The sequence below is a fragment of the Hallella absiana genome (assembly GCF_025457485.1).
Taxonomy (GTDB): Bacteria; Bacteroidota; Bacteroidia; order Bacteroidales; family Bacteroidaceae; genus Prevotella; species Prevotella absiana.
Window position 1 is genome coordinate 1 of sequence record NZ_JAMXSP010000046.1, and the last position, 14161, is coordinate 14161.

Consider the following 14161-nt stretch of genomic DNA (forward strand, 5'->3'; position numbering starts at 1 on the left):
CCCTTGCAGTCATGGACGAAAGAGTGAAGTGAAGCATTCTTAGGCTTGTGCGCAAGGCGTGTGGCGGAAGGGCATCGAAGCGCAGCCTTGATGCCACTGTAGCCACTTGCCTTGCGATACTGTTGGTAGTCCCATGCCTTGCGTAGCTTATACTCCCATGCCTTGCGTAGCGGATATTCCCAATCATTGCAAAGCACATTAAGAGCTTGACTTCGCCCTTGCAGTCCACGGACGAAAGATCGAAGTGAAGCCTTCAAAGGCTTGTGCGCAAAGCATGTGGCGGAAGAGCATCGAAGCGCAGCCTTGATGCTACTATAGCCACTTGCCTTGCGATACTGTTGGTACTCCCATGCCTTGCGTAGCTTAGACTTCCATGCCTTGCATAGCGGATATTCCCAATCATTGCGAAGCACTTCAAGAGCTTGACTTCGCTTTTGCAGTCCTCGGGCGAAAGAGTGAAGTGAAGCCTTCAAAGGCTTGTGCGCAAAGCATGTGGCGGAAGAGCATCGAAGCGCAGCCTTGATGCTACTGTAGCCACTTGCTTTGCGATACTGTTGGTACTCCTATGCATTGCATAGCTTATACTTCCAAGCCTTGCGTAGCGGTTACTCCCAATCATTGCGAAGCGCATCAAGAGCTTGACTTCGCTCTTGCAGTCATGGACGAAAGAGTGAAGTGGAGCCTTTAAAGGCTTGTGCGCAAAGCATGTGGCGGAAGAGCATCGAAGCGCAGCCTTGATGCTACTGTAGCCACTTGCCTTGCGATACTGTTGGCATTGCATAGCTTATACTTCCAAGCCTTGCGTAGCGGGTACTCCCAATCATTGCGAAGCACTTCAAAAGCTTGGCTTCGCCCTTGCAGTCATGGACGAAAGAGTGAAGTGAAGCATTCTTAGGCTTGTGCGCAAGGCGTGTGGCGGAAGGGCATCGAAGCGCAGCCTTGATGCCACTGTAGCCACTTGCCTTGCGATACTGATAATCACCCGATAAGGCTATGCCTCACCGAGCTCCGCTCCCATTTGCACTGCCAAAGAACGCGTGAGGCCATTGAGGTTCCAGTTCTTTCCTTCTGCCAGCGTGACTTCCTCGCCGCTGTCAAACTTGGCAACGACAGTGTTCCTGCCGAAGTCAAGACGCGCCTGTGTCAGCTCAAAATATCCCGGATGCGGATAGATGACCGGCCGTATCTTTCTCAGAAACCTCACTTGCTCATCGGCCATCTCCCCCATCATCCTCAGGTAGTCGATGAACTGCTGCAGTGACGCGATGCTGTCCTCTTCGAACGCCGTCGAGAGGATGTCGAACTCCCCAAAGTCCCGGATCTGAACGCTGTACCCACTCTGACGCAGTACATCCAGTCCGTAGCCGTTGATGAACATCCAGCTCACCGGTCCTGTCGTAGCCTCCACGTGTCCCGTCTGCCATCCGAAGACCTCGAAGAGCCGGTCGGCATCCTGTCCGATGGCCGCCCAGCGCTTGGCATTCGGCTTGCCACACGGGAAGGTGACGATATGCACGTCCTCCTCGCGCTGCGTCGCCTTGAGCAGAATGTCCACCAGCTCCCGGTTCCATTGCTCCGTCTCCGTCCACTTTTCCGGGTTGAAGCCCAGCTTCCATCTGATGAAGACAGACAAGATCTTGTCGTTGGCACTCTCGGCATAGTCGTCAAGAGCACCCAATAGATTACCTTTTTGTGTAATCCCCTCCACATCCGTGAACGACAGTCCGTAGTCTTTCAGCAGCTTGCGCCACTGCTTGAACTCCTCCACGCTCGTTACCGACAGCAACGTCTGATAAGCCTTCAGAAGCTCCTTGTCATCGAGCAACTGCTTGTTTCCGGCATAGAAGTCCAGGATGTCGAGGTACTGCTTTCTGAGCAGATTCACCCATGTCATGTTCAATGTTTCCATAGTAGATTCTTGATAGTTTGTTATGTCATTCATAATATAATTAAGGTGTTAAAAGTTACGGTATCGGCAGTTCAAAGGCTTTGTACACCTGCTTGCCCTCCTTGTCGATGAAGCACCACCGCTCGGAGCGGTACGGCAGTCCGGCGGCATCGACACAGGCATAGTCAATCTTCACCTTCCATCCACTGAACTCCCCCTTTCTGTCGCCTTTCATGATGAGCGACCGTATGTCCGCCATGCTCCTCATCTGCCGTTCGGCCAGACTGACGACATAGTGGTCGGACGGATTGAATCGGTTCATGTTATCCGTGCGCTTCATGATCGTGTCCGTGACCACCTGCATCGTCCTGAGCATCCCCTTCACCTCATCCTTCGTGAAGTAACCCATTCCAAATGCCGAGTCCGGCTCCGACACCGCCAGCACACGCAGCTGCTTGGGGTAGTCCACACTAAGCTCCAGGTTCTCCTTTGCCAGCCGCTTCATCTTCTCACCTGAGTTGCCGCACGAGACCATCAGTGCGGCACCCATCATTAGTAATAATGACTTCTTCATGTTCCAAAGGCTTTATCGTCCGTACTTCAATGTGTAGTTGATCACGTTACCGAAGGCCTTGAACTTCACCTTCTTCATCGGCGGCGCAATGAACTTCTCCCCCGTCTGCGGATTACGGCATACACGCTCACCGCGCCGGTAGACGTAGAACTTCCCGAAGTCCGGGATGATGACCTCCCCGTCCTCACGGAGAATATCCGACACCGCGCAGAGGAAGGCATCCACTGCCTTCTCCACATCCTTGACAGAAAGTCCCGACTCAAAAGCCGCCTTTCTCAACAGTTTCTTCTTGTTCACAGTACTCATGGTTAAAGGTTTGAATGGTTGATAATCAATAGAATAGTAAAAAGTAGAAAACGTTTAGTTTAACTTTTTATAGTATGCTCACTTATTATAATCCGCCACGATCCGTTTCCGGTCATCCGACAGTCGCAGGTATGCCTTCGACAGCGATCCCTTGTCGTCAATTAGTGTCACCTCATTCTTGGTTACGCCATACTCCAACAGCTCCTTCAGCTCGTCAAGCGTCACCTCATGCCCACGGATATGTCGCCATAAAGTAAGGTGGTACGGCTCCCCGAGCTTCTCATGACAGGAACAGTTGAACGCCACCGGACTCACCAGCACGTCCTCATCGCAGACAGGGCACTTGCCCACCACCGAGCTCAGCGACATGCCATAAACCTCACTCTCCACCAGAACGGCCGAGAAGATCCGTCCCTGCGAGTTGAAACAACCGTCGAGCACTGTAGGATGTCCGTCAAGAAACGCCTCAATCTCATGCGGGAGGATGAAGCGGTGCGAGAGGATACCGTTGCAGTGCCATTTGCAAGCATCACCTTTGTCAAAGTAATGCTCACAGAAGTACCCCTTTGAGGTAATCTTGATACGCCCACCACAGTGCGGACAGCGGTGCTCCAGGTATCTGCCTTCCGGCACCACTGCCAGCTTGTCACTTCCCACCTCAATATGAGCGAGGTACTGTTTTCCCTTCTTGTCCTTGAATGTCAGCACACGGCTTGTGCCCGTGTCCTCCAGTTCCTTGATGACAGCGTCCGTGATCTGTACGCCACGGATAGATTTCTTGATTTCCATAGTTGATAAAGTTAATAGTTGATGATTAATAATGATTCGTAGTTATTGATTAATGAAAGTTTGTTTATAGTTGATAGTTAATAAGTTAATTAGTTGCCGAAAGCGTTTAAAGTATCTTGCGGCTACAGATACTTCCAGTCCATTATGAGTCCGTCCACGACCGCCTTGCCCGACATCACCGTCGCCCATCCGTCCGGGTCGAGTCCGAACCACAGGTCATTCCACGACAGCGTACGGATCTGCCAGGCCAGCAGCCACAAGTCCGTGTTGATGCTCTCCAGCCGCGTGACAATCTCATTGGCCACATAGTACCGCTCCGCCGAGTTCAGCAGGTTGACCTTGTGTTTCTCCGTCTTGCCGTCCGCATTCGTAACGTTGTACGACCCACTTGTCACCAGCTGCTTCATGAACGGATAGAGCGATAGCATCTGTGCCGAGGCATCAACAAGCTCTTCCGAGACCATCACGGCAATGGCAGTCCCTTTGAGATTACCCGGCAACGACTTGCGGAGCAACGCCATGTTTTTCGGTATCTCCATACTCACGAGTTCCGCGGCACGCTTGATCTGATAGATATTCTGCATGGCACCCTGCGCGTTCTGCAGATAGCCCAACATCTTATCCTCCAAATGGTGCATCCTCTCCATGGCCAGCGTGACCCCCGCTTCCGTTGCGATGATCGCCTCCTGCGTCTTCTCACGCTTCTTGAAGAGCTTCTTCAGCATTTCCGTCTGTGTGGTCACCGCCCCCGTCAGGAGCGGGTCTGTCTGCTGTGCGAAGCCGCAGACGGAACAGGACATGGCCAGCAACAGACAAAAGAATTTTCTTTTCATGGTTTTCTGGTTGTTATGGCCACGGACACCACTGACGGTACGGACTTGAAAAGTCGGTGCCGGAAGTGATGCGCCGTGACCTCGTTTATAATAATAAGCCATAGAACTTTTGAGAAGTCAAAGTCTCCTATCCCATTGGCCTTTACATCTTAAACCCGCTTTTGCACTCGTTTCGCTCCCTGAGCTCCGTCCTTATCCTCGCGAGATTCTCGTCCCGTTGGAACTTTGTCTTGAGCTGCAACGCTTCCAAAGGCATGCCGCGTACAACATCGTTCCAGTCCTTGTAGTTCACCGGTGGTTTCATCACCTCTATTCGGTCAGAGAGTTTTACGTGTCTCCCAAGCTCTTCCACAGAGGCCTTCCCCACCGGCATGTCGAAGGTCTTCCCGTCCATCTCCAGCCTGAGGTTGTCCCCCATCTGAAAGACGCTGAGTCGTTTTCCGTCGAGCAGCGCCGCCATGCGCATGCCATAGATCCGCCCCGGCAGGTCATTGTCGAAACAGTCCACTGCCTTGGCCATGCAGTAGTGCTTCATCAGTTCCGACACCTGTCCGTTGGACAGCGCGCCGCCCACAGATACGAATGCCGAGTGTGGAAGGTCCATCTTCACCTGGTTCGCCTGATAGGACGACATGGCATCGTAAGCCGACTCACAGAAATAGACATGCCTGACCATCTGCGGATTGTTCAGTGCCGAGTGGATGCCCGCCGTCCACATCGCCGTCGTCGAGTTCGTCCCTGCCGCCTTGCCCTTGAACCCACGGTCGCCCCGCAGCTCATAGCCGGCCAAGTCCGCACAGAAGTCCGGCTCACGGTACGGGAAGCCTATCATCGGCAGACCGTTCCGGTTCTTCTGGTCCGTGACGATGGCGATATGCCGCTCAAAGAGTGACACCGTCTCACGGCTGATCCCCCTGTCCTCAAAGATTCCCATGGCATAGTCCATGTTCCTTGCCAGCGGCTGTGCCGTGTAACGTTTGGGGTTGAACACCGGGTTCAGACTCCCCAGCCCACCACTATATCCACGGTCGTGATTGTCCACTACCGGCATGTTGGCGAAGTCCGCCAGCACCTTACCGATGACCTCCCACTGGTTGCGTCCGAACTTGTTGAAGCGACTGAGGTTCTCACCGATGAAGTCCACCACGTCGCCCCGCTTGCCCGAATTACGGTGGAAATACCGCTGCCGGTCCTTCTCCTGAGGATGCGAGATGATGATGGTGTCGAGCTTCTCACCCCTGCCGTCGGGCAGGATCAGCTCGATGTACCGTCCCACGCCCGCCTGTCTGTTGAGCTTATAGCCGAGCGAGAAGGCAACATCGTCGATGCCTACCCTCGGCTTCATTTCCTGAAAAGATACGTAAGACATAGGCTTGTAGTTTGATGTTTGTTATAGGTTTGATAGTTAAGCAGCCCACAAATGAAGTTTAATATATGGACTTAATCCTCATAATTTCAAGCCTTTATTTTCCTTATTTTCCTGCTTCTGTTCCCGTATCTCACGCACTTCCCCAACGAACTTCCTCGCTACCGTGTCGTGCAGCATCTGATCCTTCAGCGCCCCCACCGGCATCATCTCATATCTGATACCCGTAATCTTACTGATGGGCTTCATGCCGAGGTCCTGCCCCTCGAAGGTCGCACGCACCGCATAGCCTCCGTCCATGCGCTTGAAGATGGACGCACTATCGAACTTCGCTGATAGCGCGATGTCATGCGGCTGCTGCCACTCCTTCTTGGCAGCTTCAACCCCCTTGTCAAGTCCCACCTTACGCTGGTTCTCTGTAAGGATGGGCGTCTCACCGAGAGCAATCTTCTGCTCGTCAATCTTCTCAAGGATCATCTTCGAGGCCTTGTTCACGTCCGCCATGACCGATACGATGAACTTCGGCTCTTCACGCAGCGCGTTGATCCATCCGTCCATGTAGGCAGCGTTGTTGTTGAGGATACGCTTGTCAAAGCCCAGGGCATTGCCCACCATGGCAGCCGTGAGCTCCGCCACCAGCTCCTCCTTGGCGTACTTCTCGTCCCCGAACTTCGCCCCCTTGTCACGGTTCAGCCGGTTGGGGGTGCCCGTGGAGTGCGTCATCTCATGAAGTGCGGAAGAATAGTACTCCATGCCGTCCTTGAAAATCTCCTCCGCGTTCTTGCCTATGTTGAACTGCTCCTTCTTCGGAACGATGACAATGTCACGTGCCGGTGAGTAGAACGCCCCGTCCACAATCCTGTCCGTCTGCACACGGCATATCCATTCCTGCCGCTCGAACATACGGTCGAGGGCCCGGTTCTCGTACATACCCTGCGTGTCACGCAACTGCGGACCTTTGAAACGATCCACGATGGCATCGTACTTCTCCTTGTTCACCTCTTCTAAGTTGGTCTGATCCACGTTGAACACGGAGAAAGCACGTAGGAACGGCCTGACCTCGCACTTCGACTGCTCGCCGCGGCTCATCTGCCTGTAGTCCGACTCGGCGACCCGCTTGCCCCGTTCATCCTTGATATTAAGGTCCCAGTATATGACCGGCATCGACTGCGCGCCCTTCTTGATGCGGAGATTCTCCTTCTGTGCCTGCATGAAAGTCATGTATACCGGCGTGCGGTAAGCGTTCATCGCCGTGTCCATCTGGAGGAAGAACGAGTTCGTGCCCGAGTAGTTGCGTCCACTGAGGTTCTGCGGCATGCCGAGCATCGTACCCTTTCCGTTCGTCCATCCCTGCCGCCAGTCCGACGCCTTCATCGCCTTCATGCGGTCGATCATGAGCGAGCAGAACCTGTCTATGGCCTTGTCGCCGCTGCTCTTGTAGTCCTGTCCTTTCTTTGACTTGGAATCCTTGTTTTCCATAGTGTCAGTATTGGTTAAGTTAGGTTAGTAGTCCCTCAGTACGATGATATAGCCTTCGGACTGTGGAAACCATAAGTTTTTGTATATTAAGGTAATACTACGGATTCTCTACACGATGGCTTCAGCGAAAGCGTCCGCGAACTCGTTGCCGTCGTCATAGATACGGCTCTCGGTCTCTTCGAGGTAGAGCTCAGCATTGTTGTCGTCAGGCTCTATGCCGTGGTCGTCGCACCACTGGAGATAGGCTTTCCCGTGGTCACTGCGCAGTGCGAGCTCGCACCATCCTATCTTGCCGTCCTGTTTGAGTTGAATGAGTTCTTCGATTGTATTGTTCTGCATAGTTGTGATGTGTTAATGGTTGATGATTGGAATAGTTGATTGCTAAGATGTAAGCTGTGATGGATGACAGGCAACTCATACGGTTTGTGTCTTGACAACTCATATTTATAATAGAGCTTAGTCCTGGCACTATCGTTTGAACGCCTGCTTCGCGCTGACCTTCTCCGACTGCATCTCCTTGATTTCCGTGTTGAGATAGCGGGCAGCCAATTGCTCCTTGGTAGCCGTCTTGTGCGTGAAGAGCGCCTGCTTGTCGTGCCATGAGAGCACTGCCTTGCCGGTCATCCTGTCGTCATCGAGCTTCGCCGATACCGTCCAGTCGCCCTGCTGGCTCTTGGCGATGCGCACCTCCTTGACACCCTCCTCCAGCTTGAACTGGTTGTAGAAGGAGGCAAGGTGCAGCTGCTCCCCGAAGTTCTTCTCCACGAGCTTAGAAGGCGTTGTCACACGGTCGAAGTAAGCGTTCAGATCCTCCTTCGACATCGTGCGAGACATCTTCTGCTCGCCCACCTGTGTGTAGAGCTTGTACTTGCCCACGTCCTGCCGCTGCTCGTCATGCTCCTTGTAGACCACCATCTTGTCGATGATGCGCCCGTCAGAGAGCTTGTTGTCAGCCTTGTACTCCTCCGGCGTAACCTTCTTGGCCAGCTTTGAGGGATAATAAGTCTGCATCAATGCTTCTACACCTACCTCACGTTTCTGATAGGCAGCGGCATCCTCTGGCTTCATGAGCTGCGGACGGAGCTGCTGTCCGTCGATACGGGCGGTAAAATACCACTTGTTCGGGTCCTGGTTACTTTGGAAGGCATGGCCGTGGGTCACCTTCTCACCGTTGACCGTCACCATCTGCGGCTCGCGCGGCTTGTGAACCTTGGCGTCTGCGGACTGACCTTCTGTTCTCTCTGTAGAGTTGCTGACAGCTTTCTCTTTACTTTTTGAAGCGTCAGCCTTCACCTCAGTCTTGTCAACCTTGGCTTCCTTAGTCTTGGTTTTCTTCTTTTCTGTTTTCTTTTCCATAGTATCGGTTTGAGTTTGGTTTTTGGTTTGATTGGTGGTTTGCTTTTTGCTCGGCTCCTGCATGTCAGCGATCGCCACACGATTGCCCGCCCGGATAAGCCTTGGCAGGTAGGTGTCGAGCGTATGATGCGGAAACTCCGCGATCAGCTCCCCGTCCTTCTTGAATTTCGGCTTCTGTGCCGGTATACGCAGCGTGTCCGACAGTTTTTGAGCATCCTCATTCAGTGAGCGGTAGAAGTCACCGTTTCGCATGAGAATCAGCGCGTCGGGGTGCTTGCTCTTGAGCCGCTGGTACACTGCCAACGGCGTGTCGGTCTTGTTCTTTACTTGCTTCTTGTCAGAATGCTGTTCTTGCATCTTCTTTTCCATGTTAGTAGGAATTAGGTTAAACTGGAAGTTTTTGTTTGTCAGATGGTTCTTCGTATGTCCGAGGACGGCGAGCATCGTATTCGGATGCCCCACAGCCTTGATGGCGGCACCTGCAGTATAGCCGGTGTCCAGCACATTGTCTATGACGATGGGCGTGAACTGATCCGGCACTTGTCGGTACAGATTGAGTTTCAGGTATATGCCCTCCGGCTTGAGGTCATTCTTCTTGGCATAGTGCAGCGGCATGTGCGGTCGGCAGGAAAGAATGTCCCATGTGGGGATGCCTGTCCTCCGGGAAATCTCATTGGCAAGCGTCTTGGTGTATATTGCCCTCCCATGATGGTTCGGGACAGGCACCAGTACACAGTTGCGTCCTGCCGCCATCTCCCTTATTCCGTCCGCCATCATATCCGCAGCCTTGCAGATACTCGCGTAGTCACCATCCTTCAGTCCGTGCGCCAACTGACGCACTTTAGGGTATGGAGCACAGGAGGTGAACGTACATTCTTGTTTGTTTGACATGGTAAAAGATTAAGTCTCATAGGTTTGTAGATGGATGAAACGAAGAAAGTAAGCTAAGGCTATGAACTAAGGACTAAAGAGACAGTCCTCTCTTCTTGTTCTCTTTCCTTTCTGCCTTTTCCCTCTCGGTCAGCCGGATGCTCTCCTCGTGGCGAAGCCTGTCCACCACCTGCTTGTACTCCCACCGGTTCTCGTCGGTCTGCACGTACCCCATGTAGCCCTCGTGCGCGTCGTCATAACGGATGGCCTGTTGTTTTTTCCATTCTTCTAAGTCACCTTGCATGACCTTGAAGCCTACCGGCTCACGGAGGGCCACGCCCACGGTTACCTTCTGGTCACCGACCTCAAGCTCCACCGGCTTGCCCGAAGCGAGAGCCTCCTTTTGCCCAATTCCGAGTCCGATGTCCTTGATTCTGTCCACTTCCCGAAGTTTTTCCTCAAAATTAACAGTCGCCACATCACGGTACATCAGCGCGTTGGTCTCCTTGTCCAACTGTACGTACCGCATCTTGCGGTTGTCACCCTCCTTGAACTCCTTCTGTATGACATCGCCCTTGCGCACACGCTCCAGCTCTGTGTCATTCAACTTCAAGTTGTTGTCCAGCTCACGATGTATCTGATACGTAAGCAGTTGCAGCTGTCCGTCCTTGTCGTGTACGAGTTGGATTTTCATAGGGATGGACACCGCCGAGTTGTCACCCACGGGCACGTTGAGACGCATGAGCGGCGAGAGTTCACCACTCAAGATAGAGTCGCGCAAGTCCTTGGGCATGCGCATGAGATCCTTGGGATAGATGCCGATTTTGGCAAATTTGTCGAATGGTACTGGTTCTGTTTTCATAGTTGATGTTTTGGTTATTCTGTTGGTTTATACTAATTTTGTGGTGAAAACATATCAAACTTAACACACTACTACCATGAAACACACACTAAAGTGCGCTGTGGTCCTTATGTTCTCGATGAATGTATTGGAATCACCGGCACAGTTTTACACTGTTGAGAAAGTCGGTCCGGCTGCCGACACGTTATCCATTTCCACGGACCCTTACGTCCGTGACGTACTCCACGAAACAAAGCCAACGTCCAAGGTCGAGACTGAGACCAAGAAAAAGTCCGTCTTCGGTTTGCCTTTGCCTTCGTTTCTGACCGCAAAGTTAGGAAACAAACCGCCAACCTCCAACAATGCTCAGGGAAAAGTGCTGGAAAAAGGCGAAAAAAGTTTGAGAAAATCTATCCCAAAAGTTATGAAACCACTCGTTTTACCCTTCCTCAGTGCCTCAGACAGCCTTCTTTTGAGCCTTCTTGAAAAGCGCCTAAACATCTGTATGCCATTGGATTACATAACGATCACCTCACACTACGGCTACCGCCAAGACCCCTTTACCAAGTGCCAGCGGTTCCATGACGGCATAGATCTGCGATGCGGAAACGGTTTGGTCTATAGTATGCTCCCGGGCAGGGTGGCCGCCGTGCACCACGGCGACACCGGCTACGGTAACTACGTCATTCTCGATCACGGCAGCCTCCGTTGCCTTTATGGTCACCTCAGTGAAATCTATGCCAGGGAAGGCAGCGAAGTGCCGGCAGGTGCTGTCGTCGGACTTGTCGGCTCCACTGGCCGCTCCACCGGCCCGCATCTCCACATCCAGCTACAACGTCTGTCAGCATCCAACAGCTGGACCAGCGTCGATCCCCTGCCGTTCATCCAAGCCCTCAACCAACAAGTAAAGACATTCAACGACCGACTGGCAGAGATAGCCGGCAAAGACTCTCCTATATATAATAATGAGAAAGCAAAGCCTACAGAGCTGACGATAGAGAACCTCTATGCTGCTCTGAAGAAGCACGGCATCAAATATCCGAAGATCGTCCTTGCCCAGGCTATCCTTGAAACCGGCCGTTTCCGCTCCCGTGTCTGCAATGAGAACAACAATCTCTTCGGTCTCCGGCACTCGACCGGCTACTACGTCTTTGACCATTGGGAAGAGAGCGTCATCGCCTACAAGAACAAAGTGCAGTACAAGCACCGCGACAACGAGAACTACTATGCCTTCCTAAAGCGCATCGGCTACTCAACCTCGAAAGACTACACCAGAAGAGTCCGTGAGATCGTCAGCCAGCTGTAATCATCACTCAAAGAGAGATGTGTTTGCAGTCAATAAGCCCGCTGAGACATTGCTATTACCCAAACCGTTTCCGCAAGTCGGGGCTTTTTTGAAGAAAATCGACTTTTTTCATCAAATTTGTCGATATATCAGCACTTTACAGTAGGCCACTGTTGCCATTATGCGGAATAGTTACTATCTTTGCAACAGAAAATCACAACGCAAGGTTTACTAACCATTGCAGGGCCAAGCTCCCTTGGAATACCGGCCTAAAGAAAAGGAGCGCGTCTTTTACCGTCACACGGAACTATCTTATGCCGCCACGAGGCGGACATAACAGGGGTGACCAAAACTCCATGACACGAGTTACCAATAACCAACCTTATGAACATACCATTTTTCAACATCGGGAAGACCACCCCGAAGAAGCGCAACAAGATTATCGTAGCCGCTAACCAGAAAGGCGGATGCGGCAAAACCACCATCAGTGTACTGCTCGCCGACCAGCTTGTCCTCAAACACCACTGCCGTCTCGTCACGCTCGACGGTGACCCTCAGCGCAGCATCGTCAAGAAACACGAGCAGGACCGTGAGCGCTGGCCCCAGCTCCAGCCCCTCTATCAGGTCGTGCCCTGTACCCAGCTCAGCAGTGAGCGGGAGACCTTAAACCTTATCCGCGCCATGCGCAACGAGGACTTTGACTTTGTCATTGACACACCGGGCAGCCTTACCCTTCAAGGCCTGCTTCCACTTGTCTTCGAGGCTGATGCCGTCATCGTCCCCATTCAGTTGGAAAAGACCAGCATCAATTCCACCACCTCCTTTATTGAAATGTGCGCCATGGTCGCCAAGGAAAACGGTGGTAACAAGCTGCCAGATTTCTATTTCCTGCCAAATCAATTTAATAAGAACTGGGGCCGTAAGGCCGAGCTGACCGAGCAGCAGACGTTCCTCGACAACTTCGCCAAGTTGGGCACCGTATTGCCGAAGATACCCAACTGCGCCGAGATCCAGCGCTACAGTACGCTCTTCCTCACCGACAAGCAACATGAGATTGTCGACAAAAGCTTCGATACGCTCTACGACTGCGTCTATAACGATAAATCCGTATGACTGACGGCACTTCTCGACCAATGGTTTTCGGGGATATCCACGATCTTCTCCGGAAAGTTAACGGTGAGAGCGAGCCAGCCTACATGTGGCAGAGTGACAGGCAGGGGGAAAAGGTAAGGACGGAGGAGCCACCGGCTGTACAAGAAGAACAGGCCAGGGAGCCGGACGAGAAACCCGATAAGGAATCTCGTCAGGAAACCAGTGAGGAAGCTTCTGCCATTGCCAAACCGGAAAAAGTGCCAAAGGCCAAGGATAAAGTGCATCCTCAGAAGGAAAAGACCAAGTCACCTCCCCCAAAGGCGGTAAAGGCGTCGGAAGAACAACAGGCAAAAAAAGTCCGGGACACACCAGTGACAAAAGCTTATGCTTCACCTTCCGTGTCCGACATCCAGTCGCAGATAGACACATTCTCTTATGCCGCAGAGATCGGCCACCGTCGCTGGGTATTCATCCCCGATGAGGTGTATGCCACTTTCGAGACCGTCTATGGCTGTTACCGTCTCTCTGCCATCCTCACCGCCCTTGCAAGGTCATTCATCGATGCCAACAAGGAGGAACTCCGACGGCTCGTCACCCACCGCAGCGGACTGTTTGAATAGGACAGCCAAAGAAGTAAAAGACTAAGTATATAAAAAGTAACCACAAACTAAAAAACGAACTGAATACTATGCATACAGCAATCCATACAACCACCAAAAGAACCTTATGGACACCAGACCACGATGACATCCTCAAGGAGCGCTTCCATACCGACTGCCTCCACGACATAGCCACACATATCGGCTGCACATGCAGCACCGTGAGCAGTCACGCACGCCGACTCGGACTAAGAAAGATATCCCCGTCGGGACGCAACTGCGACGCACGCTCCTTTGTCCTGATTGAATACCCCAACCTTAGCTACCAGGAAATGGCAGAGCGCACAGGTCTGCACAGAGAAACCATCCGGATCATCGCCCGTGAGCTCGGACTGGAGCGCACGCAAAAGCAGCTCCGTGAAATCCGCAGCCGCCGTCGCAAGGAACTCATCCAGAAGGAGCGCCGCCGCATCATCTTCGGTCTCGACCAGAAAACGAATATAAAGGTAGTGAGCAACCATCAGAAGATCCGTCTTCGTGGGTCGCTAAAGCGCCTCGGTTACATCCTCGGAACCGACGGCCACACCTTCTACTATTATCCCGGTCTCCGCCGCCACCCCATCAAGGAGTCCAACGGCAGAGCACTCGGCTTCACCTTTTTGCCATTGCCGACAGCGTGCACGGAGGAAACGATTCATGATTCAGCATCTCCGGCCATGTCGGTAAATGGACAGACCATCAACTAATCCAGACATATAATCAGGGCCCAAGGGGGATTGTCCGTGGCGGGCAGATGCCGCTGCCTAACCAAAGACAGTAACACATCTATAGAAAAAGAAGGGTATATCCCTTATTCCCTTCAGGCATGACCTGAAGGCTTTCA

Annotated in this window: 16 protein-coding genes; 4 read left to right on the forward strand and 12 right to left on the reverse strand. The window is 52.6% G+C overall.

Going from position 1 to position 14161, the window contains the following annotated elements:
* The 12 genes from NG346_RS13480 to NG346_RS13535 all read right to left on the reverse strand — a co-directional run.
* A partial coding sequence (locus NG346_RS13480; RefSeq protein WP_262281184.1) for a hypothetical protein occupies positions 1-473 on the reverse strand: 473 nt, incomplete at its 3' end.
* Positions 470-781 carry a hypothetical protein gene (locus NG346_RS13485; protein WP_262281183.1) on the reverse strand — a complete coding sequence of 104 codons (312 nt, stop codon included), beginning with the start codon at positions 779-781 and terminating at the stop codon, positions 470-472. The genes NG346_RS13480 and NG346_RS13485, both read right to left, overlap by 4 nt.
* Before the next feature lie 210 nt (positions 782-991).
* The gene (locus tag NG346_RS13490) at positions 992-1909 is read right to left on the reverse strand and encodes a hypothetical protein (RefSeq protein ID WP_262281182.1); all 918 of its coding nucleotides are present in this window, start codon (positions 1907-1909) and stop codon (positions 992-994) included.
* A 55-nt stretch (positions 1910-1964) separates the two neighbouring features.
* Positions 1965-2462 carry a hypothetical protein gene (locus NG346_RS13495; RefSeq protein ID WP_262281181.1) on the reverse strand — a complete coding sequence of 166 codons (498 nt, stop codon included), beginning with the start codon at positions 2460-2462 and terminating at the stop codon, positions 1965-1967.
* A 12-nt stretch (positions 2463-2474) separates the two neighbouring features.
* The gene (locus tag NG346_RS13500; protein ID WP_262281180.1) at positions 2475-2768 is read right to left on the reverse strand and encodes an HU family DNA-binding protein; all 294 of its coding nucleotides are present in this window, start codon (positions 2766-2768) and stop codon (positions 2475-2477) included.
* A gap of 78 nt (positions 2769-2846) precedes the next feature.
* Entirely contained in the window at positions 2847-3557 is a 711-nt protein-coding gene (locus NG346_RS13505) for a hypothetical protein (RefSeq protein ID WP_262281179.1), read from the reverse strand.
* 122 nt (positions 3558-3679) lie between these two features.
* Complete coding sequence (locus NG346_RS13510) at positions 3680-4390, reverse strand: hypothetical protein (protein ID WP_262281178.1); 711 nt, start codon at positions 4388-4390, stop codon at positions 3680-3682.
* Between the two features lie 142 nt (positions 4391-4532).
* Positions 4533-5759 carry a DUF3991 and toprim domain-containing protein gene (locus NG346_RS13515; RefSeq protein ID WP_262281177.1) on the reverse strand — a complete coding sequence of 409 codons (1227 nt, stop codon included), beginning with the start codon at positions 5757-5759 and terminating at the stop codon, positions 4533-4535.
* Positions 5760-5837: 78 nt separating this feature from the next.
* Positions 5838-7235, reverse strand: a complete 1398-nt coding sequence (locus NG346_RS13520) for an ArdC family protein (protein ID WP_262281176.1) — start codon at positions 7233-7235, stop codon at positions 5838-5840.
* A 108-nt stretch (positions 7236-7343) separates the two neighbouring features.
* Positions 7344-7574: a hypothetical protein gene (locus NG346_RS13525; protein ID WP_028910147.1), complete on the reverse strand. Its 231-nt coding sequence runs from the start codon at positions 7572-7574 to the stop codon at positions 7344-7346.
* A gap of 129 nt (positions 7575-7703) precedes the next feature.
* Positions 7704-9482, reverse strand: coding sequence for a MutS N-terminal domain-containing protein (locus tag NG346_RS13530; protein WP_262281175.1), 1779 nt, complete (start codon positions 9480-9482; stop codon positions 7704-7706).
* A 73-nt stretch (positions 9483-9555) separates the two neighbouring features.
* The gene (locus NG346_RS13535) at positions 9556-10323 is read right to left on the reverse strand and encodes a DUF3945 domain-containing protein (RefSeq protein WP_262281174.1); all 768 of its coding nucleotides are present in this window, start codon (positions 10321-10323) and stop codon (positions 9556-9558) included.
* 76 nt (positions 10324-10399) lie between these two features.
* Here NG346_RS13535 and NG346_RS13540 point away from each other — a divergent pair, with 76 nt between their 5' ends.
* The 4 genes from NG346_RS13540 (at position 10400) to NG346_RS14710 (ending at position 14024) form a co-directional block, all read left to right on the forward strand.
* Positions 10400-11608 carry a peptidoglycan DD-metalloendopeptidase family protein gene (locus tag NG346_RS13540; RefSeq protein WP_262281173.1) on the forward strand — a complete coding sequence of 403 codons (1209 nt, stop codon included), beginning with the start codon at positions 10400-10402 and terminating at the stop codon, positions 11606-11608.
* 363 nt (positions 11609-11971) lie between these two features.
* Positions 11972-12700, forward strand: coding sequence for a ParA family protein (locus NG346_RS13545; protein WP_262281172.1), 729 nt, complete (start codon positions 11972-11974; stop codon positions 12698-12700).
* 20 nt (positions 12701-12720) lie between these two features.
* Positions 12721-13299: a hypothetical protein gene (locus NG346_RS13550; protein WP_262288873.1), complete on the forward strand. Its 579-nt coding sequence runs from the start codon at positions 12721-12723 to the stop codon at positions 13297-13299.
* Positions 13300-13367: 68 nt separating this feature from the next.
* The gene (locus NG346_RS14710) at positions 13368-14024 is read left to right on the forward strand and encodes a DNA-binding protein (RefSeq protein WP_262281170.1); all 657 of its coding nucleotides are present in this window, start codon (positions 13368-13370) and stop codon (positions 14022-14024) included.
* Positions 14025-14161 lie beyond the last annotated feature (137 nt).